General features: G+C 69.4%; 17 protein-coding genes. 9 read left to right on the forward strand and 8 right to left on the reverse strand.

The window, feature by feature from the left end; genetic code table 11:
• A partial coding sequence (locus tag VNS22_RS23180) for a transglycosylase domain-containing protein (RefSeq protein WP_325736718.1) occupies window positions 1-963 on the reverse strand: 963 nt, incomplete at its 3' end.
• Complete coding sequence (locus tag VNS22_RS23185) at window positions 960-5,708, reverse strand: alpha-2-macroglobulin (protein ID WP_325736720.1); 4,749 nt, start codon at window positions 5,706-5,708, stop codon at window positions 960-962. The genes VNS22_RS23185 and VNS22_RS23180, both read right to left, overlap by 4 nt.
• Window positions 5,709-5,886: 178 nt before the next feature.
• Between VNS22_RS23185 and VNS22_RS23190 the strand changes: the two genes are divergently transcribed.
• From VNS22_RS23190 to VNS22_RS23205, 4 genes are all read left to right on the forward strand, one after another.
• Window positions 5,887-6,390: a thioesterase family protein gene (locus tag VNS22_RS23190; protein ID WP_325736722.1), complete on the forward strand. Its 504-nt coding sequence runs from the start codon at window positions 5,887-5,889 to the stop codon at window positions 6,388-6,390.
• Window positions 6,391-6,743: 353 nt separating this feature from the next.
• Window positions 6,744-7,619 (forward strand): aldo/keto reductase, encoded by an 876-nt coding sequence (locus VNS22_RS23195; RefSeq protein ID WP_325736724.1) that lies wholly within the window; start codon window positions 6,744-6,746, stop codon window positions 7,617-7,619.
• 93 nt (window positions 7,620-7,712) lie between these two features.
• Complete coding sequence (locus VNS22_RS23200) at window positions 7,713-8,276, forward strand: response regulator (protein ID WP_325736726.1); 564 nt, start codon at window positions 7,713-7,715, stop codon at window positions 8,274-8,276.
• 102 nt (window positions 8,277-8,378) lie between these two features.
• Window positions 8,379-9,302, forward strand: a complete 924-nt coding sequence (locus VNS22_RS23205; RefSeq protein ID WP_325736727.1) for an NAD(P)-dependent oxidoreductase — start codon at window positions 8,379-8,381, stop codon at window positions 9,300-9,302.
• Window positions 9,303-9,317: 15 nt separating this feature from the next.
• On the opposite strand, the gene VNS22_RS23210 is transcribed toward VNS22_RS23205, so the two are convergent.
• The 6 genes from VNS22_RS23210 to VNS22_RS23235 form a co-directional block, all read right to left on the reverse strand.
• Complete coding sequence (locus VNS22_RS23210) at window positions 9,318-10,271, reverse strand: carbohydrate kinase (RefSeq protein ID WP_325736729.1); 954 nt, start codon at window positions 10,269-10,271, stop codon at window positions 9,318-9,320.
• Window positions 10,268-11,317 (reverse strand): ABC transporter ATP-binding protein, encoded by a 1,050-nt coding sequence (locus VNS22_RS23215; RefSeq protein ID WP_325736731.1) that lies wholly within the window; start codon window positions 11,315-11,317, stop codon window positions 10,268-10,270. Before VNS22_RS23215 ends, VNS22_RS23210 begins: the two co-directional genes overlap by 4 nt.
• A 22-nt stretch (window positions 11,318-11,339) precedes the next feature.
• Complete coding sequence (locus VNS22_RS23220) at window positions 11,340-12,377, reverse strand: carbohydrate ABC transporter permease (RefSeq protein WP_325736733.1); 1,038 nt, start codon at window positions 12,375-12,377, stop codon at window positions 11,340-11,342.
• The gene (locus VNS22_RS23225; RefSeq protein WP_325736735.1) at window positions 12,374-13,519 is read right to left on the reverse strand and encodes a sugar ABC transporter permease; all 1,146 of its coding nucleotides are present in this window, start codon (window positions 13,517-13,519) and stop codon (window positions 12,374-12,376) included. Before VNS22_RS23225 ends, VNS22_RS23220 begins: the two co-directional genes overlap by 4 nt.
• Before the next feature lie 68 nt (window positions 13,520-13,587).
• Complete coding sequence (locus VNS22_RS23230) at window positions 13,588-15,060, reverse strand: ABC transporter substrate-binding protein (RefSeq protein ID WP_325736737.1); 1,473 nt, start codon at window positions 15,058-15,060, stop codon at window positions 13,588-13,590.
• A gap of 67 nt (window positions 15,061-15,127) precedes the next feature.
• Window positions 15,128-15,691, reverse strand: a complete 564-nt coding sequence (locus tag VNS22_RS23235) for a glucose-6-phosphate isomerase family protein (protein ID WP_325736739.1) — start codon at window positions 15,689-15,691, stop codon at window positions 15,128-15,130.
• Window positions 15,692-15,951: 260 nt separating this feature from the next.
• Here VNS22_RS23235 and VNS22_RS23240 point away from each other — a divergent pair, with 260 nt between their 5' ends.
• The 5 genes from VNS22_RS23240 to VNS22_RS23260 form a co-directional block, all read left to right on the forward strand.
• On the forward strand, window positions 15,952-17,904 hold the full coding sequence (locus VNS22_RS23240; RefSeq protein WP_325736740.1) for a cytochrome c: 1,953 nt from the start codon (window positions 15,952-15,954) through the stop codon (window positions 17,902-17,904).
• A gap of 166 nt (window positions 17,905-18,070) precedes the next feature.
• Window positions 18,071-20,203, forward strand: a complete 2,133-nt coding sequence (locus VNS22_RS23245; protein ID WP_325736742.1) for a protein-disulfide reductase DsbD family protein — start codon at window positions 18,071-18,073, stop codon at window positions 20,201-20,203.
• A 34-nt stretch (window positions 20,204-20,237) separates the two neighbouring features.
• A complete protein-coding gene (locus VNS22_RS23250; RefSeq protein ID WP_325736744.1) occupies window positions 20,238-20,876 on the forward strand; it encodes a redoxin domain-containing protein in 639 nt (212 codons plus the stop codon).
• Between the two features lie 70 nt (window positions 20,877-20,946).
• Window positions 20,947-21,774, forward strand: coding sequence for a sugar phosphate isomerase/epimerase family protein (locus VNS22_RS23255; RefSeq protein WP_325736746.1), 828 nt, complete (start codon window positions 20,947-20,949; stop codon window positions 21,772-21,774).
• Between the two features lie 76 nt (window positions 21,775-21,850).
• Window positions 21,851-22,894 (forward strand): Gfo/Idh/MocA family oxidoreductase (locus VNS22_RS23260; protein ID WP_325736748.1); only part of this gene is annotated, 1,044 nt, incomplete at its 3' end.

Genomic DNA, 22,894 nt, shown 5'->3' on the forward strand with positions numbered 1-22,894 from the left:
GGCCCGTACCGCGCCGCTTTCATGCTCCACCACCAGTGCGGCCAGCTCGATCGGTGCCGGCAGGGTCGCCGCTCCGGCGCGCAGCAGCCGCTCCAGCCCCGCCTGCAGGCCCGCGTCCAGCGTGGTGCGGAGCCGGTCGCCCGGCGGTGTGCCGTGGTCCGCCCGGATGTGCTGGGCATGGACGCGCTCGGCCAGGTGCGGCGCCAGCATCAGGAAGCCCTGGCGGCGGCGCGGGACTGGGGTGGCCACGGCGGCCGCGGCACTGGCCGGGTCGAGATCGCCTTGGCGTGCCAGCCTCGCCACCAGCCTGTCGCGCGCCTGCCTGGCCGCAGCCGGATGACGGTCCGGGCGGAGCTGCTCCGGGGAGCGCGGCAGGGTGACCAGCAGCGCCATCTCGGCAGGTGCCAGCGTCCGCGGCTCCTTGCCGAACCAGGCGAGCGCTGCCGCCCGCACCCCTTCCAGGTCGCCGCCGAAGGGAGCCAGGGTCAGCCACATCGCCAGGATCTCGTCCCGGCCGTAATGGGCGGTGAGCTGCACGGCGCGCAGCAGCTCGATGACCTTGGCGCCGAGCGTGCGCGGCCGCGGCTCCAGGAGCTTAGCCACCTGCATGGTGAGGGTCGAGCCGCCGGAGCGGACCTCGCCATGCCGCAGCCATTGGAAGGCAGCCCGGGTGAGTGCCAGCGGATCCACGCCCGGATGATAGGGGAACCGGCGGTCCTCCGCGGCCAGCAGCAACTCGACGAACAGAGGCGGCAGGTCGGCAGGCTTGGTCAGGAGGCGCCAGCGCCCGTCCCTGGCGGGAAACGCCCGTAGCCAGCCGCCATCCTCCCCCACCACCACCGTCGAGCGGTCGGCAAAGCGCGCCAGCGGCAGCGGGAACAGCCGGTCCAGCAGGACCGCCGTGCCGGCCCCGGCCAGGAGAAACGCCCCCGCTAGCAGGCAGCGCCGCCAGCCAGACGTCACCTCGCTGTCACCTCGAGCCGGTCCTGGCGGGTCCGGGCGAAGCTCGCCGGGTCGTACATGTCCTCGACCCGGGACGCCGGCCAGACGAACTGGCCGGGCGTGGTGGCGCGGGCGACATAGGCCAGGCGGAACTGCGGCGACCAGCCGTCCAGGACTGCGGCGAAGCGGTCGTCACGCGAGGCGCTGGCCGATGGCCGGGTGAGGTCGCCCAGCCAGCCGAGCTCGGCCGGCCGGGCCGGACCCAGTTCGAGCGGTTCGATCTCCAGCCCGGCCGGCAGCAGGTCGACCAGCAGGAGCCGGCGATCCCCGGCCTGCCGGATCGTGCCTTCCAGGAGCACGACCACGCGTTCGCCCTGCGCGAGCGTGGTCCGGCCGGGCCGGTCGGCTGTTTGTGCCACGGGTTGGCCGTCCAGCCGCAGCACCCGCCGCCGCAGGGTGAACCCTTCCTCGGCAGCCGGCTGCGGCTCTATCGGCAGGCCCGACACGGTGATCGTCCGGTAGAGCGGCTCGGTCCCGCCATGCTCGATCCTGAGCGGCGCCATGCTCGGCCCGATCGCCTGGACCAGATGCAGCGGCCCGGCGACCGGGCGGCCGTCCAGCCTGATGCCGATTTCTGCCGACCGGTCCTGGAGCAGGCTGGCGCCGGCGCGCAGCAGCCAGGCCTGTGACTGGGTGTCCAAGGTGCCAGGATCGCCATAGGCTGCAGCGATCTGACTCAGGCGCCGGTCGCGTTCGTCCGGCGCGATCAGGCCGGCCTCCAGCAACAGCGCCAAGCTGCCGGCGGCATCGCGCAGCTCGCTGCCATAGTCCATCAGGGCGGTATCGGCTTGGCGGACACCGTTCAGTGACGCCGCCACCATCTCGCCACGCGGCCGGTCGCCGGTTGCAGCGATCGCAGCAGCGAGCTGCGCCCGTGCGAGGTCGCTCGGCAGGCCCGCCAGATAGCGCCCCTCGAACCAGCGAAGCGTCGCGGCGTCGAGCCGGCCGAGCTTCGCCAGGACATAGGCGGCATAGGCCCGGGCCTGCAAACCGGCGGGGCTGGCGTCGTCGGCGGAAAAGGCTAGCGCCAGGCGCTGCGCCAGCTGGTCGAACGGCCGCAGCGGCACATGAATGCCCTGCTCGCGGGCACGCAGCAGGAAGTCGCCGACATAGGCCGACAGCCAAGTCTCCACCGGGGAACTGGGCGTCCAAAGGCCGAAGCCGCCGCCGGCATTCTGCAGATCGACCAGCCGCCGCACGCTGTCCTGCAGGCCGACGGTCGCCACGGCCGGCTCCGGCCCCAGGCCCAGCGCCGGGCGCAAGGCACGGGCCGCCAGGAGTGGCGCCGCCTTGCTGACCGTCTGCTCGACGCAGCCATAGGGATAGGTGGAGAGGCTGTCGATCAGCCGCGCCAGCCCCAGTTCCGGCAGCGGCCCGACCGAGATCTCGGCCTCGGCGGTACCCGGCAGGAAGTCGCGGCCGAGATTGTCGTCGATCACCAGGGTCTGGCCGGGCGCCAGATCGGCGACCGTCCGCTCGGCCTGGAACGGCCAGGGGCTGCGCACCGCCAGGGTGAAGCGCCGCTCCAGCCTGGCACCGTCCGGCCCGGTCAGTGCCAGCCGGACCGTGGCGGTGCCGGGGGCCGTTCCGGCCCGTGCGCTGACGCGGTGGCGCGCCGGCCGGCCCGGTGCAACCTCCATCGTCAGCGGCCCTGCCGGATCGAGCGTCAGCGGGCCGTCGGCAGCGAGTTCGGCCTGCCACTTGCCGAGGGGCCCCTCGCCCGGCTGCACCTCCAGCACCAGCTCCGCCAGGTCGCCGGTGCCGAGAAAGCGCGGCCGGGTCAGCTCGGCCACCACCGGCCCGCGCACCAGGATCTTGGCGGCCGCCTGACCGACCCGCCCGGCACTCCAGGCCACCACCGAGATGGCCAGGCGGCCGTCGAACGCCGGCACCTGCAGGTCGACGCTGGCACGCCCCTCCGCATCCACGGCCACCGCCCCAGCCATCAGGCTCACGATCTGGTGGCTGCGCACGGTGTTGCCTGTGAACTGGAGCGCCATGCGGGCATCGCCGCCGGTCACGATCCGGCCACGTACCCCGTCCGGGTCGATCAGCCGGCCATAGACGTCGCGCAGCGTGACGCCGAGTGCCCGCTGACCGAGGAAGTAGTTGGCCGGATCGGGCGGCTGGTGGCCGGTCATCTGCAGGACGGCATCGTCGACCGCCATCACCGCCACGAAGGCGGCCTCGCCCGGCATGAGATTTCCGACCTCGACTGTTACCGGCAGTGGCTGTTCCGGGCGGGTCGAGGCAGGCAGGCCCAGCGCCAGCTCGAGCGTGCGCTCGGCACGTCCGCCCGGCAGGGGCAGCACGCCCACGGCGCGCGCGGGCAGGCGCGGATGGGCAACGCCCGGTGTGGCGAGTGCAGTCGCCAGCACATATTGGCCACCCGCCTCCGCCAGATCGGCCGAGCCGGTCGGCAGGCTGACGAAGCCGCCGTCCGGCCCCAGCTCCACGGTGGTGGTCGCATGGATGCTGGTGTCGGCGAGCGCCAGGATCACCCGGGACTGGTAGGGTGGCCGGACGAACAGGCGCAGCCCGCCACTGCCCTCCTCGCTGCCGGCTGGCCGGATCTCCACCTTGTCCGGCCGCTCCGCCGCGTCGGCCGCCGACCACCAGCCCGCAGCAAAGCGGACGCTGGCGAGGCTGCCGGTCAGCGGGTCGGTCAGCTCGATCCGGTAGCGGCCGCTGGTCACCGCCTGCTCCAGCCGGGCCGTCCCGTCCGCACCGCTCTCGACCCGGCCGGAATCGAGCAGCCGGTCGGTGACAACCGTTTCCACGCTCCAGTCGCCGCCCTGGCGCACCCAAAGATAGTCGACATCCTCCTCGAACAGCCGCCATTCGAGCCCGACGCCCGCCCTGGCCACACCAGCGCCATCCATCGCCGCGAACGCGAAGCCGGCCGTCGCGTTCTCCGGCAGTGTCCCGGCGAAGTCCGGGCGGATCGCGACATGGCCGGCCTGCGCCACCTTCATCTCGTGGCGCGCCGCCACCGGCCGGCCATCGAGATCGCTCACGCGCAGCTCGACGGCGGCCGCCAGCGGCCCGGCGGCATCGAGCGGCCCCAGCGCTACGGGCACTTCTACCCGCCCAGCCGCATCGGTGGCCGGCAGCGGCAGGGCCTGGCGCTGCGGCTGGAACGGTTCCTCCTCCAGACCGAAACGCCAGCCCCGCCACGCCGGGAACGGCTCCGCATCCGGCTCGACCGCCAGCTCGGCCTCGGTCGCGAGCCCGGCCCCGGGCGCACCGAACAGGTAGTCGGCCTGGCCCTGCAGCTCGACGGCACTGCCGGCGGCGATCGTCGCGGGGCCGGTCAGGGTCGCCTCCAGCCGGGGCGGTACGATGTCGTCCACGGCGAACACGACGCGGCCGATCGCCGTGGTGCCATCGCCCAGATGTGCGGTCACCGTCCAGGTGCCGGGAACAGCACTGTCCGCCAGCGGCAGCTCGACCAGGGCGCCGCCCAGGGCAGCAGGGTCCACCTGGCGCCGGTCGACCTCGACCTGGTCCGGCCTCGTGGTTACCAGCACGAGCTTCTGGCCCGGCACCGCCCGGGCGTCGCGGTCGCGGAGCAGGAGACCCAGATGGACCGTCTCACCCGGCCGGTAGACGCCGCGCTCCGTCCACAGGAAGGCGTCCAGCGCGCCCGGCGGGGTGCGCCCGGCCACGCCGCGGTCGGTGAGGTCCAGCCCTGCCCGCTCCAGGTCGAGCCAGATGAAGTCGCCGTCCTGCCCGTAGGCGAACAGGGCTCTCGGCGCGTCGCCGCCCTCGCCGCGCAACTCGCCCGCGGCAAAGCGCGCAAAGCCGTCGGCACCGGTGGCGGCAGTGGCGATCCGGCGGTTGGCGCGCGCCATCAGTACGAGCTCGCGTCCAGCCAGCGGCCGCCCGTCGCTGAGGCTCGCCGCCTGCACCAGCAGGCCGTCCTCGCCCTGCCAGGTGAGCAGGCCGGTATCGGTCAGTGCGAACCAGCGGGTCGGCAGGCCCTGCCACTGCTCCGGCGAGGCATCGCCCGGCCGGGCGACCGCGACATAGACGCCGGGCTCGCGCTTCCCGAGCAGGTCTGCCAGCGGCACGGCGGTGGTGATCTCTCGGTTGCGCTCGCCCGCCACTTCGACGCTGCCGGAGAACAGCAGGCGGCCGCTCTGCTCGCGCAGCTGCTGCAGGTCCCAGCCACTCTGCTGCCAGCCAATCGAATTCTCGGCCAGACGCTGGATCAGGGCGCGGTCGGTGACCTGGAACAGGTCGAGCCGGACCGTGTCGACATTGACGCTGACCACTGGCAGCACCGGATCGCTGCCCAGCGGCAGCACGTCGCCATTGCCACGAAAGCTGACCGCTGGTGCGCGGTCCGGCACCACCGCCTCGAAGGCCGCACCGGCCTTCAGGCGGCTGCCGGCTGCCGCGGGCAGGCCGGCACGCACCTGCAGCCGGTAGGACTGGCCGTGCTGCAGCCCGCCGATGCACAGCCGGTCGTTCCGGGCAGACAGCGCCCGGTCGCCTGCCGGCTCCACCTGGACATAGGAGCGCAGTTCCAGGTCGGAGAGCTGCGCCAGCCGTTCGTCGAAGGTGATGCAGGCTTCGGGCAGGGCCCGCTCCGACGAGACATCGATCCCGGTTGCCTCCAGTGCCAGGGCCCGGCCCGGCAGTCCGGCGGCAAAGCCGCCTGCGATGGACGCGAGCAGGGCCAGGGTCGCCGCGATGCGCATGACGAGTCTCGCCGGATGGTCTTGAGTGACTTGCCCGGAAGTGGAACTCAATAGCGGCAACAGCGCAATCCAGGGCGGAATGCTGTGACAGCTGTTGCGCGCGGTCAGTCGGGATGCGACGTCGCCGTGGCGGTCGCCTGAAGGCCCGCGGCAGCAGAATGGACGGGGAGGTTCGAGCATGCAGGCGGATGCACTGGAGCCCTTGCACCGCACGGTCATCCGGCCCGAGTGGCTCGACTATAACGGCCACCTGAACGAAGCCTACTACCTGCTGGTCTTCAGCCACGCCACGGATGCGCTGCTCGACCTGATCGGTATGGACGACGCGTGGCGCCGGGCCAACGGCATGACCGTGTACACGCTGGAGACCCACATCCGTTATCTGCATGAAGTCGGTGCCGGGGTGGAGGTGCAGGTGGACAGCCGGGTGCTCGGGCTGGATGCCAAGCGGCTGCACCTGTTCCACCGGATGAAGCGCAGCGATGGCGCGGCCACGCTCGCGACAGCCGAGATGCTGCTGGTGAACATCGACATGTCGGGGCCGCACTCGACACCATGGGCAGCGCCGGTCCGCGTGTGCCTGGACCGGCTGCGAGAACTGCATGCCCACCAAGCTCTGCCCGATGGTGCCGGCCGCTCGATCTCGCTCGACCGGCCCAAGAAATCGCATACCGGCAGCTAGTCGGTCCGCACCAGCATCATAGTACAGTTATGGCGCCCAGGCCGGATCGACACGATGGCCCTGAGGGCTTTCCGGGTCGATCCGGCCTGGGCTCGCAATCAACACGCGAGCACAACCATTCCGTGTGTCCGCGAGGGACGAGTATCAACGAGCCGATGCACCATATAATCAACGGCTCGTACATCCGACAAATACCTGCCGTCCCCCGGACTGTCTGTGGCAAAGCGCACATGAAAGCCGTTTTCCTGACCGGAAGAACAAGGTCAGCCGGATCGGCATGGCGTATTGCCGCGTGACCTGTGGCGCGTGCGGATGGCACCAGGGGGGGACGGCACGCACAGGAGGCGCAGCGGATGACCATCACCGCGAGGGACGCGGGCACGATCACCATCGGCGGGGAGCTCGAAGTCGCCCGGCTCGGCTATGGCGCCATGCGCCTGACCGGCCAGCCGGGCAACTGGGGGCCCTATCCCGATCCGGACCATGGCGTGGCGGTACTGCGCCGGGCGGTCGAGCTGGGCGTCAACCTGATCGACACCGCGCATGCCTACGGGCCGGGCTTCAACGAGGCGCTGATCGCAAAGGCGCTGCATCCCTATCCCGACGATCTGGTGATCACCACCAAATGCGGCATCGCCAAGGTCGGACCCGGGCTCAACTATCGCGACGGCCGGCCCAAGGCGATCCGGGCCATCCTCGAGGCCAGCCTCCTGCAGCTCCGGCGCGACCATGTCGACCTCCTGCAGCTCCACTGGGTCGACCAGGACACGCCGATCGAGGAATCGGTCGGCGCCATGCACGACCTGGTCCGCGAGGGCAAGGTGCGCCATGTCGGCATCTCGAACGTGACCCTGGATGAGCTGCACCGCGCCCGCAGCGCCGGCCCGATCGCCTCGGTGCAGAACCGCTACAGCCTGGCAGCCCTCGACCACGACCCGATCGTCGACGCCTGTACCGAGGCGGGGATCGTGTTCTTTCCCTATGGCCCGCTGGGCGCCGATGCGGCTCGGCCGGGCGCACCGCTGGCGGCATCGACCGGCCGGCTCGCGGGTGCGGCCAGCCTCCGGCATTGCACCCCTGCGCAGCTGGCGCTCGCTTGGCTGCTGGCGCGCAGCCCGATGATCCTGCCGATCCCGGGCACGACCTCGCGCCATCACCTGGAGGAGAATGTCGCCGCGGCCGCGATCCGGCTCACCCCGGAAGACGTGGTTGCGCTGGCCCAGCCTTAGGCAGGCGCAAGAACGGCATCCAGCTGCGTCTCCCAGGGCATCGCCGCCGCTGCCGGCAGCGCTATATGACAGATACGAGAATGCCGCCCGGCCATGGCGGCCGAAGGCATGGCGGGAATGGAGCCGCCGGCATGGACGTGCCCGTCGACCGGACGGGGTTATGCCTCGTCCGGTCGACGGCCGGCATGCTTTCACCCGAAAACGGGTTGCCGGCAGTCGGGCGACGCCGGGATTTTGGAGAGCAAGTTGCACAACCCGAATACTGCAGACCGTGGTGACGAGACTCAGGTCACGGTGCTCGTGGTCGACGACGATCCCCTGATCGCGATGAGCACTGCCGACATGCTGGAGGACCTGGGCCATCGCGTGCTGGACGCACATTCCGGTGCCCAGGCGATGGAGATTCTGCAGAGCGGGGCGTGGGTCGACGTCATCGTGACCGACCACGCCATGCCCGGCATGAACGGCGCCGAATTTGCGGCCAAGGCCCGTGCACTGCGCCCGGGCATCCCGATCCTGCTGACCACGGGCTATGCCCATCTGCCGCTGGGCGATGATCAGGCCCTGCCCCGGCTGACCAAGCCGTACCAGCAGCGCGACCTGGCGAAGAAGCTCGCCGAGCTGCTCGGCAAGCCATCCGGTGATCCCGCGCGGTAGCCGGCTGGAGACGGGTTTCCCCTGCTTCATGTTCCCGGCATGCTCGCTGCCAGCGGCAGGCGACCCCAGCCAAGCCATGGCCTCCCGCAGGGAAACCAGAACATGAGCACTTACCTCGTCACCGGTGCAGCCGGCCTGATTGGCCGCTCGGTCACCGCCCAGCTTCGATCGCGCGGTGATAAGGTCATCGGCATCGACCGCACGGCGTCCGGCGAAGGCGGGGCCGCAGTGATCGCCTGCGACCTGCGCGACATCCACCGCCTGCACGGGCTCGCGGCCGGCTCGGCGCTGGACGGCATCATCCATTGCGGCGCCCATTCCGGCCCGATGGTGTCGCAGGACAATCCGTACGACCTCGTCCAGGTGAATGTGCTGGGCACTGCCAACATGCTGGAGATTGCCCGGATCTGGCGAGTGCGCCGGCTGGTGAACTGCTCCTCGGTGAGTGCCTATGGCCATGCAGGGCCGGGTCCGGTGACCGAGGATGCCCCGCTGAACCCCACCACCGTATATGGCGCCACCAAGCTCGCCGCGGAAAAGCTCGTCACGGCCTATGTCGACGAGCATGGCGTCTCCGCCGTTTCCCTGCGCCTGAGCTGGGTCTATGGCCCGAACCGGACGACCGCCTGCCTGCTGCGTACCATGGTGGACGACGCGCTGGCCGGTCGCTCCACCCGGACCACGGCCGGCGGTGCGGCTCTGCGCCAGTACATCCACGCCGATGACGCCGCCGCCGGCCTGATCAATGCGCTCGACGCCGCTGAGATCCGCCAGCCAGCCTACAACCTGACCGGCGACGACTTCCGCACGGTGGAGGAGACGGCCGAGCTGGTCCGCCGGATCCTGCCGTCGGCCGACATCACGCTGGGGCCGGGCCCCCTGCCCGACGACGACGTACAGCAGCAGTTCTGCATCGATGCCGCCAAGCGCGACCTCGGCTACCGGCCGGCCGTCACGTTGGAGCAGGGCATCCGCGCCATGGCCGATGCACTGCGCGCGTCCAGCTCCCGCCCCGCCGTCGGATAGGTCTGGCTGCAGGCCTCAGCGGCCGGCGAGGAACTGGTCGATGGCGGCGCGATCCGGCAGGCTTTCCATCCCGCCGGTCCGCGTCGCGGTCAGGGCGCCCGCAGCGCAGGCACGCCTTGCGACCGCGGCCAGCTTGTCCCGACCGGACAGGCGGAAGTCGCGCCCGACCAGTTCCGCCAGCATCGTCGCCATGAAGGCGTCGCCACAGCCGATCGTGTCGACCGTCTCCACCTTGAAGCCTTCGGCGCGGATATGATCGCCCGCCGTGAAGATCTCGGCGCCCTCTGGCCCGCGGGTGACCGCCACCACCTGCATGGTGTCATGCCAGAGTGAGCGGACCGCCGCTTCCGTGTCCTCGATCCCGGTCAGCATGACGAGTTCCTCGTCGCTGATCTTCACGATCCCGGCCAGGCCGATGACCTCGCGGCCGGCGGCCAGCATCGCGTCGCGGTCGTTCCACAGATGCACGCGCAGGTTCGGGTCGGCCGAGACCATGATGCCGGCCGCCTGTGCTGCCGCCACCGCATGGCGCTGGGCGCTGGCCGAGGTGGGCTGCGCCAGGTACAGGCTGCCGACATGGAAGACCCGGCTGTCGCGCAGGAGGTCGAGCGCCAGCTCATCCGGCGACAGGTCCGAATCGGCGCAGCCGTCGCGGTAGAAGAAGAAGTCGCGGTCGCCCTGGTCCGTGAGGGTGACCACGGCAAGGCCGGTGCGGCGCTCGGTGGTCGACGCGATGCCATCCACCGACACCCCGTTCGCGCGCAGCGTGTCGACCAGCATCCGGCCGAACGCCTCCTCGCCGACCTTGGTCAGCATGGCGGAGCGGCCACCCAGCCGGGCGACCCCCACCGCGACGTTGCCCGGCGCCCCACCCGGCTTGGCCACGAAGCGCATGCTGCCGTCGGCCGACGGGAGCGGCACCAGGTCGATCAGCAATTCGCCGATCGTGACGACGTCGAAGCGGCTCATTGCAGCCGCTCGCCGCTGACCTTGTCGAACAGATGCACGGCACGCTCCTCGAATCCGATGCCAATGGGCTGCCCGATCGAGCCGGCGAAATCCTTGTCGGCCTTCACGGTCACCGTGGCATCGCCGCAGCGGCAGGTGACCAGCGTGTGGTCGCCGATCAGCTCGCTGGCATAGATCTCCCCGGTGAGCTTGCCCTGGCCGGGCGCGGCGAGCCGCCCGTCCTCCGGGCGCAGGCCGGCCACCACCGCACGGCCGCTGGCACGGCTGGCCGTGCCGAAGCTGCCGGCACTGCAGTCGAACCGGCCATCGGTCAGCGAGCCCTCCAGCACGTTCATGGGCGGCGAGCCGATGAAGCCCGCCACGAACAGGTTGGCCGGACGGTTGTAGATGTTGGCCGGCGTATCGAGCTGCTGGAGCACGCCCCGCTCCAGGATGGCGACCCGGTGGGCCAGCGTCATTGCCTCGATCTGGTCATGGGTCACGTAGATCGTGGTGATGCCGAGCTCGTGCTGCATGTGCTTGAGCTCGGCGCGCATGTGCCCGCGCAGCTTGGCATCGAGGTTGGAGAGCGGCTCGTCCATCAGGAAGGCGCTGGGCCGGCGCACGATGGCGCGGGCGAGCGCCACGCGCTGGCGCTGTCCGCCCGAGAGCTGGCGCGGGTAACGCTCGAGCAGGTGATCGAGCTGCACCTGCTGCGCCACGTCGCGCACGCTCTTCTCAATCTCGGCCTTGGGCCGTTTGCGCACGGTGAGCGGGTAGGCGATGTTCTCGAACACCGTCTTGTGCGGGTAGAGCGCGTAGGACTGGAAGACCATTGCCACGTCGCGGTTCTTCGGCAGGACGTTGGTGACGTCGCGGCTGCCGATCAGGATCCGGCCCGACGTCACCGATTCTAGCCCGGCGATCATGCGCAGCGCCGTGGTCTTGCCCGAGCCCGAGGCACCCAGCAGCACCAGAAACTCCCCGGGCTTCACCTCCAGGGACAGCGCTCTCAGCACCTCGACGCTGCCGAACGACTTGGAGGCTTGGTCCAGAATGATCGTCATCGGCAGTGCTCGTTCGTCAGCATCAGCCCTTCACCGCGCCGAGCAGCATGCCCTTGGCGATGAAACGCTGCAGGAGAAGGGTCAGGAAGATCACCGGCAGGATCATGAGCAGGATCAGCACGCTCATGTACCACCATTGCGGCCCACGGGTGGCGTTCTGGGCGGCCACCAGCACCGGCATGGTCTGGGCGTTGGCGCTGGAAAGGAACAGGGCCAGCAGATACTCGTTCCAGGCCAGGATCAGGACGAGCAGGCCGGTCGCGACCAGGCCCGGCCGGGCCAGCGGCAGGACGATGCCGAAGAAGATCGCAAAGCGCGAGGCGCCGTCCAGGGACGCGCTCTCCTCCAGGTCCTTCGGGATGGTCACGAAGAAGTCGTACATCAGCCAGACCACGATCGGCAGGTTGACCGTGGTGTAGGTGGCGATCAGCGCGGTGCGGGTGTCCAGCATGCCGAGCGTCTGGAACATCACGTAGATCGGCAAGGCCGCCACCACCGGCGGCAGGATGCGCTGCGAGATGATCCAGAACAGGATGTCGCCATTGCCGAGCGAGGCACGCATGGTCCGCCCGGCCGCGCGCGCGAGCAACAGGAACAGGGCCAGCGCTACGACCGCCGCGATCCACCAGGGCACCCCGAACCCGGCGACCGCCACGATCATCACCGCGCCCAGCAGGATGAACAGCAGGATCGAGGCCAGCCGCGGCGCGAACTCCAGCCGCGAGAGCGCATAGGCGGCCATGGAGCCGATCAGCATGGCGAGCATCGTGGAGACCAGCGCCACCACGATCGAGTTCAGGTAGGGCCGGAGCGTGTCGTTGCCGAGATCGACGAAGATGTAGCGCCAGGCATGCAGGTCCGGCAGGAAGTCGACGAACGGCAGGTAGACCGGGCCGGCCGAGACATGGATCGGCAGCTTCAGCGAGGTGATCGCGATCCAGTAGAGCGGGAACAGGACCACCAGGCTCCAGAGGATCAGCCCGCCATAGACCAGCACCGCGCCCAGCGGCGACATGGTGTCCAGCGACTTGGGCTCGGTCAGGCGCTTGAGGACGCTCATGCCCGGGCCTCCCGCATCGGCTTCACCACGAAGTTGAAGAATGACACGCAGGCGATCGTCGAGAGGAAGAGCAGGATGTAGGCGACCGCCGCGGAGCCGCCGAGATTGAGCGCCCGCCATTCGATGAAGGCGTGCAGGGTGAGCGATTCGGTGGCGATGCCGGGCCCGCCATTGGTCAGCACGTTGGGCAGGTCGATGATCTTGAACGCCTCGATGGCGCGGATCAGCACGACGGTGGCGGCCACCGGGGCGATCGACGGCCAGGTGATGTCGCGGAAGATCTGCCAGCCACTGGCTCCGTCCAGCTGCGCCGCCTCGACCTCGTCCCGCGGCTGGCTCTCGATGGCTGCCAGCAGCACGATGAAGATGAACGGGATCCACTGCCAGCTGTCGCCGATCAGCACGACGAACCGGGCGGTCCAGGCGTCCGCGGACCAGGAGGTCTGGGCATAGCCCAGCCAGTGCCACAAGGGCGCGAAGGGCCCGACCGCGGTGTCGGCCAGCATGCGGAACGTGTAGGCGATGCCGACTGGGGTCACCATCAGCGGCACGAAGAACAGGACTCGGAAGAAGCTGCGGCCGCGGATCGGCTTGGCGCAGAGCAGTGCGAGCCCCAGGCCCAGCGCGAACTGCACGGCCACGCCGCCGGCCACGTAGAACATGGTGGTGGCGATGGTGCCGAGCTGGCCGCCCTCGCCGAGGTTGACCGCGAACAAGACCGAAAGTGCCAGCGCGGTGGCGATCGTGATCAGCCGGCCGATCGAGCCCACTACCGTGACCCGGCCCGAGCGCACGTAGCGGACCACGCCCCAGACGACCAGAGCCACCGTCGCCAGCATGATCACCCAGCCCAGCAGCGTGATGGCGCCGAACGTGCCCAGCAGGTGGAACTGCTGCGATCCGGTCAGCATCTTCTTGAAGTTGAACCAGCCGATGAAGGTCAGCGTGTAGCCGCCCGGCGCCAGCTTGAAACGCGAGAGCGCCAGGTAGGCGGACGCGATCAGCGGGAAGATCGAGAAACCCAGAATCAGGATCACGGCCGGCAGGATGAACAGCCGGCCGGCCTGGCGGTCGAGCCAGTCGCTCAGGCTTTCCCTTTCCGGCGGTGCGGCGGTCACGTGCGCTGCGGACGTCACGGCCATGCTGGTCCTGTCCCTTCAAGAAACGGACGAGGCGCCTGCCTAGGGCAGGCGCCTCGTCATTCAAGCAATCACTCCGCGCCGATGGTCGCCTTGTAGGCTTCCAGCTGCTCGTCGACCCCGAGTTCCTCGTTGATCTCGTTCCAGCCCTCGACCACCGCCTCGACCGTGGCGTCGACATCGAGTTCGCCGGCCAGATAGCGGGCGACCGCGGTGTCGAGCACCACCTGCTGGTAGCGCTGGTTCTGCGGGATGCGCAGGTCCAGAATCATGTTCGGGCTGTTCAGGCTGGTCTTGATCGCGCCCAGATAGCTCTCGGCGTTCTCCTTGCCCATGCCCATCTTCTCCCAGGTCGCCACGTCCTCGAGCTGGGACATGCGGTAGGGATTGAAGCCGGTCTCGCCCTTGGTGACGTCCTGGTTCGACTGGGCCGGCTGCGACAGATAGGAGAAGAAGGCGTAGGCCGCGTCCTTCACCTTGGGATCGGCATTGGCGTTGATGCCGCCGCCCCAGCCGCCGAACGCGGCGAACGGCGCATGGTTCAGCCCGTCGATCGCATGGGGGCAGGTATCGGCGTCACAGGCCACGAACTCGCCGGTGGCGCGGTCGATCACCTCCTTGGAGCCCGGCAGGATGGTGGCGCCGACCTTGCCGGTCACCTTGCTCATGGACGGGTCGACCGACATCGAGCCGATGTCACCCCAGTCCATCGAGAGCGCGCAGCGCCCGGCCACGAACATCACGCGCGTGTCGGCGACGTCCAGGTTCAGCTCGTCCGGCGGGCCGTACTCGGAGGTCTTCTTGTAGACCTCCAGCGCCTTCCTGAACCCGGCATTGTCGATGAGCGGGGTCATGTCCTCGGTATTGAAGAACGCGCCCTCGCTCGTACCCTTGGCCTGGATGTAGCCGCCGGCCACCGAGGTCAGGAACCAGTAGCCCTGGGCGTTGCGCTTCTTGCCGATGCAGGAGCCGAAGTCCGGCTGGCCGTCGCCGTTCATGTCCTTGCCATGCGCGGCCGCGGCGATGTCCAGATAGTCTTCCCAGGTCTTGGGCGGCTGCTTGCCGAGCTCCTCCAGGATGTCGGTCCGGTAGAAGATCATGTGAAAGTCGCCGTCGAACGTCATCATGTACGTCTTGCCGGCATATTTTTGCGAGAACTCGCGGAAGAACGGCGCAATGTCGTCCTGCTCCAGCGCCTGGTCGCCTTCCATGCGCGGCGTCAGGTCCTCGAGGAAGCCGGACCCGGCATAGTCGACCATCCACTGCGGCGCGAACACCGCGGCGTCGATCGAGTTGGTGCCGGTCGACCAGTCGGTCAGCAGCTTCTGGTAGATGTCCGAGAACGGCACGGTGATGACGTTGATCTTGGCCCCGGACAGCTTCTCGAACTCAGGCGCCCGCGCCTGCATCGGGCCGGAGATCGCGGGGCCCGTCTGCGTCAGGATGTTGACGGTCACCCCGTCGAACTCGGCGGCCACCGCCGGCATGGCACCCGCCGCCACGCCCGCCATCGCCAGGCCAGCCAACCAACTGCGAATCTTCATTTCTCGACCCTCCCCGGTCTGTCTATTGCTTGCGATCGATCCTCGAACGGCCCGTCGTCGGCCGCGCTCAGTCCATGAAATTCGGGTTGTCGATCACCTCCGGCCGGCCGTCCCGCTCGACCACAAGCTTGCGCATGCCCTTTTCCAGGATCTCGCCATACTCGTGGCCGGCATCCGTGGCGCAGTGCCAGACGAACACGAGCTTGTCCTTGCCGGTGTTGACCGAGCGGTGCGCCCAGTCCGGCGGGATGAACGCGCAGATCCCGGGCTTCATCTCTACGGTGCGGGTCTCACCGTCGCGCGACTGCAGCAGGAGGAGCCCCTCGCCCGACTGGGTGTAGTAGGTCTCGCCGCATTCGCGCCGCTCATGGAAATGGCCGCGCGTCATGAAATACTCGTCGCCGACCTTGCCGGGCGCCATGATCGTGGTACCGAACGCCAAGTCGCTGTCCTGCCAGCGATAGTCGATCACCTCGTAGGCCAATGGATCACCATTCGCCACCAACGCCTCGAAGGCCGCCTTGTCCTGGTACAGGCCGACGAGATCGCCGAGCTTCTTGGCATAGCTGCCGGTGGATGGCGTGACCGCTCCGGAATCCCCGTCGATCCGCACGCCGGCTGGCAACAGCATCCTGGCCTCCCTGCAGGCTGCACGCTCATGGCGCATGCCCGTTCCCCCTGCCCCGGGTTCTCCGGCCAAACGTCTGACTTTTCAAGGTTCATTCTGGCGCCGGCACCCTTCCCGGCCGATCCCAGCGCAGCGGCACTCGCCGGCATGATCGTTCCGGTCGGGAGCGAGGTCACAATGGCCGGAACACTGCCGCCGGCATTACCAGTTTCCACACTCAGCTGGACTTGGCATACACCATAAGTACAGGGAGACTGGTGGGCATGCCGCCTGCCGATCCAGAGGGTGCGATCATGCTCGTCCGACGCTGGCTGACCGCAGCAGCCATCATGCTCATGCCGATCGGCCTGCCCGCGCACGCTCAGGAGGACGATGCGGCGCTGATCGCTCGGGGCGAGTATCTGGCGCGCGCCGCCGACTGCATGCCCTGCCACACCAGCCCCGGCGGCAAGCCCTATGCCGGCGGCCTGGGCCTGAGTACGCCGTTCGGCACACTGTACTCGGTCAACATCACCTCCGACCGAAAGACCGGGATCGGCGGCTGGACCTTCGAGCAGTTCACGGGCGCCCTGCACGACGGCATCCGCGCGGACGGCGCCTTCCTCTACCCGGCCATGCCGTTCGACGCCTATACCGGGATCACCGAGGACGACCTGCGGGCACTCTGGGCCTATGTCCGGCGGATTCCGGCCGTAGAGGCAGCGAACCCCGACAACCAGCTGTCCTTTCCCTTCAGCATCCGCTTAGGCATGCTCGCTTGGCGCGAATTGTACTTCACGCCGCAGAGCTTCCAGCCGACCCCGGGCAAGAGCGATGTCTGGAATCGCGGCGCCTATCTGGTGGAAGCGCTCGGCCATTGTTCGGACTGCCACAGCCCGCGCAACGTCATGGGCGCGATCAAGGGCAAGGAGCAGTTCGTCGGTGCCGAGGTCGACGGCTTCTACGCGCCGGACATCGCCTCGGCGGCACTGGCGAAGACCTGGCGGCCTGCCGATCTGAAGAACTTCCTGAAGACCGGTTCGGCGCCGGACCGGACCAGCGTGTTCGGCCCGATGGCGGACGTCGTCCAGCACAGTCTGGCGCATCTCACCGACGCCGACCTCGACGCCATGGTCACCTATCTGCTGGACAGTCCGCCGCCCGCGGATCTGCCGGCGCCACAGAAACTCTCGCCGCTGCCGGCAGAGACCTATCACCGGGCGGCAAAGCTCTATGTCGACCAGTGCGCCGGCTGCCATCAGCCACATGGCACCGGCCTGGCGAATTCCGTGCCGCCGCTGCAGGACAATCCGGCGGTGACCGCCACGGAGCCGTACAACGTGCTGAAGGCGGTGCTCGACGGCCTGCCGCCCGGCGGCCGATATGGTGCGATGCCGTCCTTCGCCGGCCGGCTCTCCGACCAGCAGATCGCCGAGCTCGCCAACTATGTGCGCACCAGCTGGGGCAATCAGGCACCGGCCAATGCCACTGCCAGCATGGTCGGCCTGTGGCGCAGTGCCGGCGCGGTCCCCGACTATGGCACCAGTGCGGCCGAGGATTTCCAGTGCCCCCAGGTCGGCGGTGCGCCGGGTGCGCCGGGCCCGGATGCCAATGCGGTGGCAGCACTCGCCGCGATGATCCAGGGCGGCAACCGTCATGTGCCCGAGCTGATCGCCACCTATCAGAAGCAGGCGTCCGACACCGGCACTGCGACCACCATCGACGCGCTGCTCGCTGCCTATTGCCCGACCGTCGCGCAGGCGGACGAGCCTGCCTACATCAAGAAGGCGGAGCTCGAGCGCTTCGCCATGCAGGCGGCCGCCGACCTGTCCCAGCAGACCGCCACCGTCCCCTTCCCCGCCATCGACCTGACCCTGGCCCTGCCCGTTGGTCACAGCCTGGTCGCCCGTGAGCCCGACGGTGCCGCCCGGCCCGTCGCCTGCCCGGCCGACGACGGCAAGCTGGTTGCGGCTTCGCTGGTCGCGGATGCCCGGCAGGTGCTCGGCACGCCGGCGCTGCCGGTGACGGCCGAGGCGCGTGACGGCTTCGTGACCGCGCTCAAGGCAAAGGACCCGAAGACGGTACTGGCCGATATCGCCAACGCCCTGATCGTGGCCTATTGCGAGCAGGTGGTCGCGGATGGCGCGGCCGACGAGGCGGAGCGACGCACCTGGCTGGAGACCTTCAGTCGTGAGGTCATCCAGCACCTGCAGATGATCTCGACCAGGTCGGGCTGACCCTTCGTCGCGGTCTGGCCGTTTCCGCCGTGTTCCCCCTGGGCATCCGGGTCGCCGTGCGTATGTCAGCTGCGGCTGATCCTGCCAGGAGTTCTTGTCCCGTGTGTTCCGACGACGCCGGTCCATGCTAATGAAGGGCCATGATCACTGGCATGAGCATCCGCGCATGATCGGCAAGCGCTTCCGTGGAGGTGCTGGTTCGGCGCTGGGTCTGGCGCTGCTCGTGGCCGGGCCGGCGCATGCGCTTGAAAGCGCACCTTTCACCTCCCCCCAGACCAGCGTCACTCTGGTCAGCGAGGCAGCGGCGGTCGCACCGGGCGAGCCGTTCCGCCTGGGGCTGCGTCAGAAGATCAGCCCTGGCTGGCACACCTACTGGTCCAACCCGGGGGATGCCGGCGAGCCGCCCGCGCTCACCTTCGACCTGCCCGCGGATGCTTCCGCCGGCGAGCTGCAGTTCCCGGCACCTGAGCGGATCGAATACGGGCCGCTGGTCAATTTCGGCTACGAGAACGAGGTCGTCTTTCCGGTCACGGTAACGCCGCCGGCCGATCTCAGGCCAGGCCAGAGCTTCACGGTCAGGACGGATGCGTTCTGGCTGGTCTGCAAGGATATCTGCATCCCCGAGGAGACCAGCTTCACCCTGGCGCTGCCGGTGGAGCCGACCGGCCGGAGCGATGCCGCGACCGCACCGCTGTTCGCCGCGGCCGAAGCGAGCCTGCCGCGCCCCTCGGTCTGGCTGGCCGAAGCCGGATTTGAAGGCGACCGGGGCGTGCTGCGCCTGTCCGGCGAGCTGCTTTCTCCGGATGCGGTGACAAAAGCCTTCTTCTTCCCGGCCGAATGGGGCGTGATCGAGAACGCGGCACCCCAGGAACTCCGCGTGGGCCAGGGCGAACTCAGCCTGGACCTGGTCCGCGCCAAGGGCGAGCTGCCGGAGCGCCTGTCCGGCGTGATCGCGGTCACCGATGCCGCCGGCAGCCGCAGCGCTTATGCGCTGGAGGCCCCGCTGGGGCCCGTGCCGCCCGCCGCCAGCTCCATCGGCAGTACCGGCCTGCCGCTCTGGCAGGCAGTGCTGTTCGCAGCGCTCGGCGGCCTGCTGCTCAACCTGATGCCCTGCGTGTTCCCGATCCTCGCCATGAAGGCGGTCGGGATCGTGGCACTGGCCGGAAGGGCGGACCGCACGATCCGCCTCCATGCCCTGTCCTACGTGGCGGGCGTGGTCCTGTCCTTCCTGGCGCTGGCGGGGGTGCTGCTGCTGCTCAAGGGGGCCGGCATGGCGGCCGGCTGGGGCTTCCAGTTCACCTCGCCCCTGTTCGTGGCGGCGATGGCCTGGCTGATGCTGGCGGTCGGGCTGAACCTGTCGGGCGTCTATGCTTTGGGCGGTCCGGTCAGCGCCGGCAGCGGCCTTGCGGCGAAGGGCGGCCATGCCGGCAGCTTCTTCACCGGTGCGCTGGCCGTGCTGGTCGCGACCCCCTGCACCGCCCCGTTCATGGCTGCTGCCACCGGCGCCGCCTTCGCCATGCCACCGGCGGCCACCCTTGCGGTGTTCGCCGCACTGGGGCTGGGCATGGGTGCCCCCTATGCGCTCCTGGCCTTCCTGCCCCGCCTGGCCCGGCTCCTGCCCAGGCCCGGCCTGTGGATGGAGCGGCTCAAGCAGGCATTGGCCTTCCCGATGTATGGCGCTGCTGGTTGGCTCGCCTGGGTCCTGACCGTGCAGGCGGGTGCCGACGGGCTGCTCCTGGCACTGGCCGGCGCCCTCCTGGTCGCGTTCGCCGCCTGGGCGCTGGGCATCGCGCAAGCTGCCGGCCGGCGCGGCGCCTGGGCCGGCCGTGGTGCCGCGGCGCTGGCCATGCTGGTCGCCCTCGCGCTCCTGCCCCAGCTTCGGGCAGCGGAGGCACCCCGCACGGTCACGGTGGCCGCAGCGGCAGCCGAGCCCTGGAGCGAGGCCAGGGTCACGGAGCTGCGCAGGCAAGGGCGGCCGGTGTTCGTCAACCTGACCGCTGCCTGGTGCATCACCTGCAAGGTCAACGAGCGGGTGGCCCTCGATACGGCGGCCACCCAGGAAGCGTTCGCCGCGGCCGGCGTCGCAACCCTGGTGGGCGACTGGACCAATGGCGATCCGGCGATCGGGGCACTGCTCCAGCGCCATGGCCGGGAAGGTGTGCCGCTCTATCTGCTCTATCCCGCCGGCAGCGGCGAGCCCGTGGTCCTGCCGCAGATCCTCACCCAGTCGATCGTGCTGCAGGCGCTGGAGCCCGTGGCGCGCACGGCCGCACAGGTGCCAGCACCCAGCAAAGGCTGACGATCCCGCCCATCCCGAGCCAGGAGCCTCTGCCATGATCCATTCGATCACCCGCCGCGCCACCCTGCTCGCCGCTGTCGCCATCACGACCCTGCCCCTCCTGCCGCGCATGGCGATGGCAGGCCCCACGGTCGGCGAGCCCGCCCCGGATTTCCTGCTGCCCGACCAGGACGGCGCGATGCACCGGCTCCAGGATTATCGCGGCAAGCTCGTGGTGCTGGAGTGGACCAATCACGAGTGCCCCTATGTCCGAAAGCACTATGGCAGCGGCAACATGCAATCGCTTCAGGCGCTGGCCGCCGACAAGGGCGTCGTCTGGCTGTCGGTCGCCTCGTCCCCGGAAGGCGAGCAGGGCCATGTCACCGGGCCGGAAGCGAAGGAGCTGACGGAGGCGCGCGGGGCACGGCCGGAAGCGGTCCTGCTCGACCCGCTGAGCCAGGCGGCCCGCGCCTACCAGGCGACCACCACGCCCGAAATGTTCGTCATCGGCCGCGATGGCACGCTGCTCTACATGGGCGGGATCGATTCGATCCGTTCCACGCGGCCGGCCGACATCGAGCGGGCCCTGCCCTATCTGCGCAACGCGCTCCTGGCCGCAGTCGAGGGCCGGCCGGTCGAACCGTCGGTGACCCGGCCCTATGGCTGTGCCGTGAAGTACGCGCCGGCGGCCTGAACGGCGGTCATTGACAGCCTGGACCCGGCAGTCCCCTGATCCCGCGCGCAAAGCGAGCAGGGAGCGCTTCATGGACAGTGCCGGACCGAACCTGAAGGCCGGCTGCCAGACCTTCACCTGGGAGATGCTGGGCGAAGGCTGGCAGGGCGATGCGGACGAGCTGCTGCGGGCGATCGCCAGTGCCGGCTATGCCGGGATCGAGATCACCGACACCATGATCGGCCGCTATGCCGGCCAGCCCGAGGCGTTCCGGGCAGCACTCGACACCCATGGCCTCACCCTGGTGGCCTTCGCCTGCGGCAGCCCGAGCGGCTTCACCGAGGACGCCCAGGTCGAGGCCGACCTCGCCATGATCGATCGGGTACTGACGTTCACCGCGCATTTTCCGGGTGCCCATCTGTCCCTCGGTAGCGCCACCGTCATGTCCGGCGGCGAACGCGACGCCAAGTTCCGCACAGCGGCGCACATCTACAACGAGGCCGGCCGGCGCGGCACTGCCCTGGGCGTGCCGGTCGCCTTTCATCCCAGCTCGCATCACGACACGCTCCTGTTCGACCGCGCCGACTACGACCGGATCATGGCACTGACCGATCCCGCCCTGATCGGCTGGGTTCCCGACACCGGCCACATCATCCGGGGCGGCCAGGATGCCGCCGACACGCTGGAGCGCCATCTAGGCCGCATCCGCTACGTCCATCTGAAGGACGTCGACCGGAGCGGGACCTGGCGGATGCTGGGGGCCGGGGCCTGCGACATCGCTGCCGTGATGGAGTTGGCCCGCCGGGCCCCGGCCTGCAACGGCTGGCTGGTGGTGGAAGAAGAATCGGCAGAATCCGGGCAGGACCCGGCCGCAGCGGTCAAGACGAACCGGCTGGCACTGCAGAAATTCGGCGTGTGACGTGCCGGGCCTCCGGCACTGCCGGCAGGGCCGACTGATCCCCGAGCATCCCGGCGAACCTCAGAGGAGCCCATCCTTGACCATCCTGCGCGTCGGCCTGATCGGCCTTGGCGAAGTCGCCCAGGCCATTCACCTGCCCACCCTGGCCGACCTCCATGACCGCTTCCGAGTCGCGGGCATCTACGACGTGTCGCCGAGCCTCACCGCCCTCGTCCGCTCGCGCCATGCCGACCTGCGGGTGTTTCCGAGCGCGGACGCCCTGATCGCCGACCCGGCGATCGATGCGGTGTTCATCCTGTCCCCGGACGAGACCCACAGCCGTTATGTCCGCCTGGCGATCCAGGCGGACAAGCACATCCTCCTGGAAAAGCCGGCCTGCCTGAACCTGCGCGAGATGGACGAGCTGCTGCCGCTGCTGGAGGGCTACGGCAAGGTTCTGTTCGTCGCCTACATGCGCCGCTATGCGCCAGCCTATCTGGCGGCCAAGGCGGAACTGCCGCCCGTCCATGAGATCACCCATGCCCGCATCCACGACCTGATCTCGCTCGGCACCGAGTTCATGCGGCACAGCCAGCAGATCCTCTACCCGGACGACGTAGCACCGGAACTGCGCCAGGCAGGCGCTGCCGCCCGCGAGGCGCTCTATCGGGAAGTGGTAGGCGCGGATGCCCCGGCCGACCTGGTGCAGGCCTATGCGATCCTGACCTCGATGAGCTGCCACCACCTCTCGGCGATGCGCGAGTTGATCGGCGAGCCTGAGCGGGTGATCGCGGCACACCGCACCAATGGCGGGTTCAACTCCTCGATCATGTTCGACTACGGCCATTACCTCTGTCAGTACCAGGCCGTGATCGACCGGATCGGCCTGTTCGATGCGATGATCGAGGTGCGCTCGGACAAGAAGCGGGTGCGGATCATCTACGACACCCCTTATATCCGCAGCTTGCCCACCCGGCTGGAGATCACCGAGCGAGGCGAGGACGGGGTGAGGCAGCGCATCCTCGGCCCCTATTACAGCGATGCCTTCGCTGCCGAGCTCAAGCAGTTCCATCGGCACATCCAGGACGGCAGCCGGCCCAAGACCGACCTCGCGGACTTTCGCCGGGACCTGGTGCTGTGG

Source organism: Geminicoccus sp. (assembly GCF_035556675.1).
Lineage (GTDB): Bacteria > Pseudomonadota > Alphaproteobacteria > Geminicoccales > Geminicoccaceae > Geminicoccus.

Excerpts from the sequence above, each read along its gene's own strand:
- VNS22_RS23240 (WP_325736740.1), top strand. The coding sequence starts at position 15,952 with ATGCCGCCTGCCGATCCAGAGGGTGCGATCATGCTCGTCCGACGCTGG.
- VNS22_RS23185 (WP_325736720.1), bottom strand. The coding sequence starts at position 5,708 with ATGCGCATCGCGGCGACCCTGGCCCTGCTCGCGTCCATCGCAGGCGGC.
- VNS22_RS23195 (WP_325736724.1), top strand. The coding sequence starts at position 6,744 with ATGACCATCACCGCGAGGGACGCGGGCACGATCACCATCGGCGGGGAG.
- VNS22_RS23190 (WP_325736722.1), top strand. The coding sequence starts at position 5,887 with ATGCAGGCGGATGCACTGGAGCCCTTGCACCGCACGGTCATCCGGCCC.
- VNS22_RS23200 (WP_325736726.1), top strand. The coding sequence starts at position 7,713 with ATGGCGGCCGAAGGCATGGCGGGAATGGAGCCGCCGGCATGGACGTGC.
- VNS22_RS23215 (WP_325736731.1), bottom strand. The coding sequence starts at position 11,317 with ATGACGATCATTCTGGACCAAGCCTCCAAGTCGTTCGGCAGCGTCGAG.
- VNS22_RS23230 (WP_325736737.1), bottom strand. The coding sequence starts at position 15,060 with ATGAAGATTCGCAGTTGGTTGGCTGGCCTGGCGATGGCGGGCGTGGCG.
- VNS22_RS23255 (WP_325736746.1), top strand. The coding sequence starts at position 20,947 with ATGGACAGTGCCGGACCGAACCTGAAGGCCGGCTGCCAGACCTTCACC.
- VNS22_RS23205 (WP_325736727.1), top strand. The coding sequence starts at position 8,379 with ATGAGCACTTACCTCGTCACCGGTGCAGCCGGCCTGATTGGCCGCTCG.
- VNS22_RS23220 (WP_325736733.1), bottom strand. The coding sequence starts at position 12,377 with ATGAGCGTCCTCAAGCGCCTGACCGAGCCCAAGTCGCTGGACACCATG.
- VNS22_RS23225 (WP_325736735.1), bottom strand. The coding sequence starts at position 13,519 with ATGGCCGTGACGTCCGCAGCGCACGTGACCGCCGCACCGCCGGAAAGG.
- VNS22_RS23210 (WP_325736729.1), bottom strand. The coding sequence starts at position 10,271 with ATGAGCCGCTTCGACGTCGTCACGATCGGCGAATTGCTGATCGACCTG.
- VNS22_RS23250 (WP_325736744.1), top strand. The coding sequence starts at position 20,238 with ATGATCCATTCGATCACCCGCCGCGCCACCCTGCTCGCCGCTGTCGCC.
- VNS22_RS23245 (WP_325736742.1), top strand. The coding sequence starts at position 18,071 with ATGATCGGCAAGCGCTTCCGTGGAGGTGCTGGTTCGGCGCTGGGTCTG.
- VNS22_RS23235 (WP_325736739.1), bottom strand. The coding sequence starts at position 15,691 with ATGCTGTTGCCAGCCGGCGTGCGGATCGACGGGGATTCCGGAGCGGTC.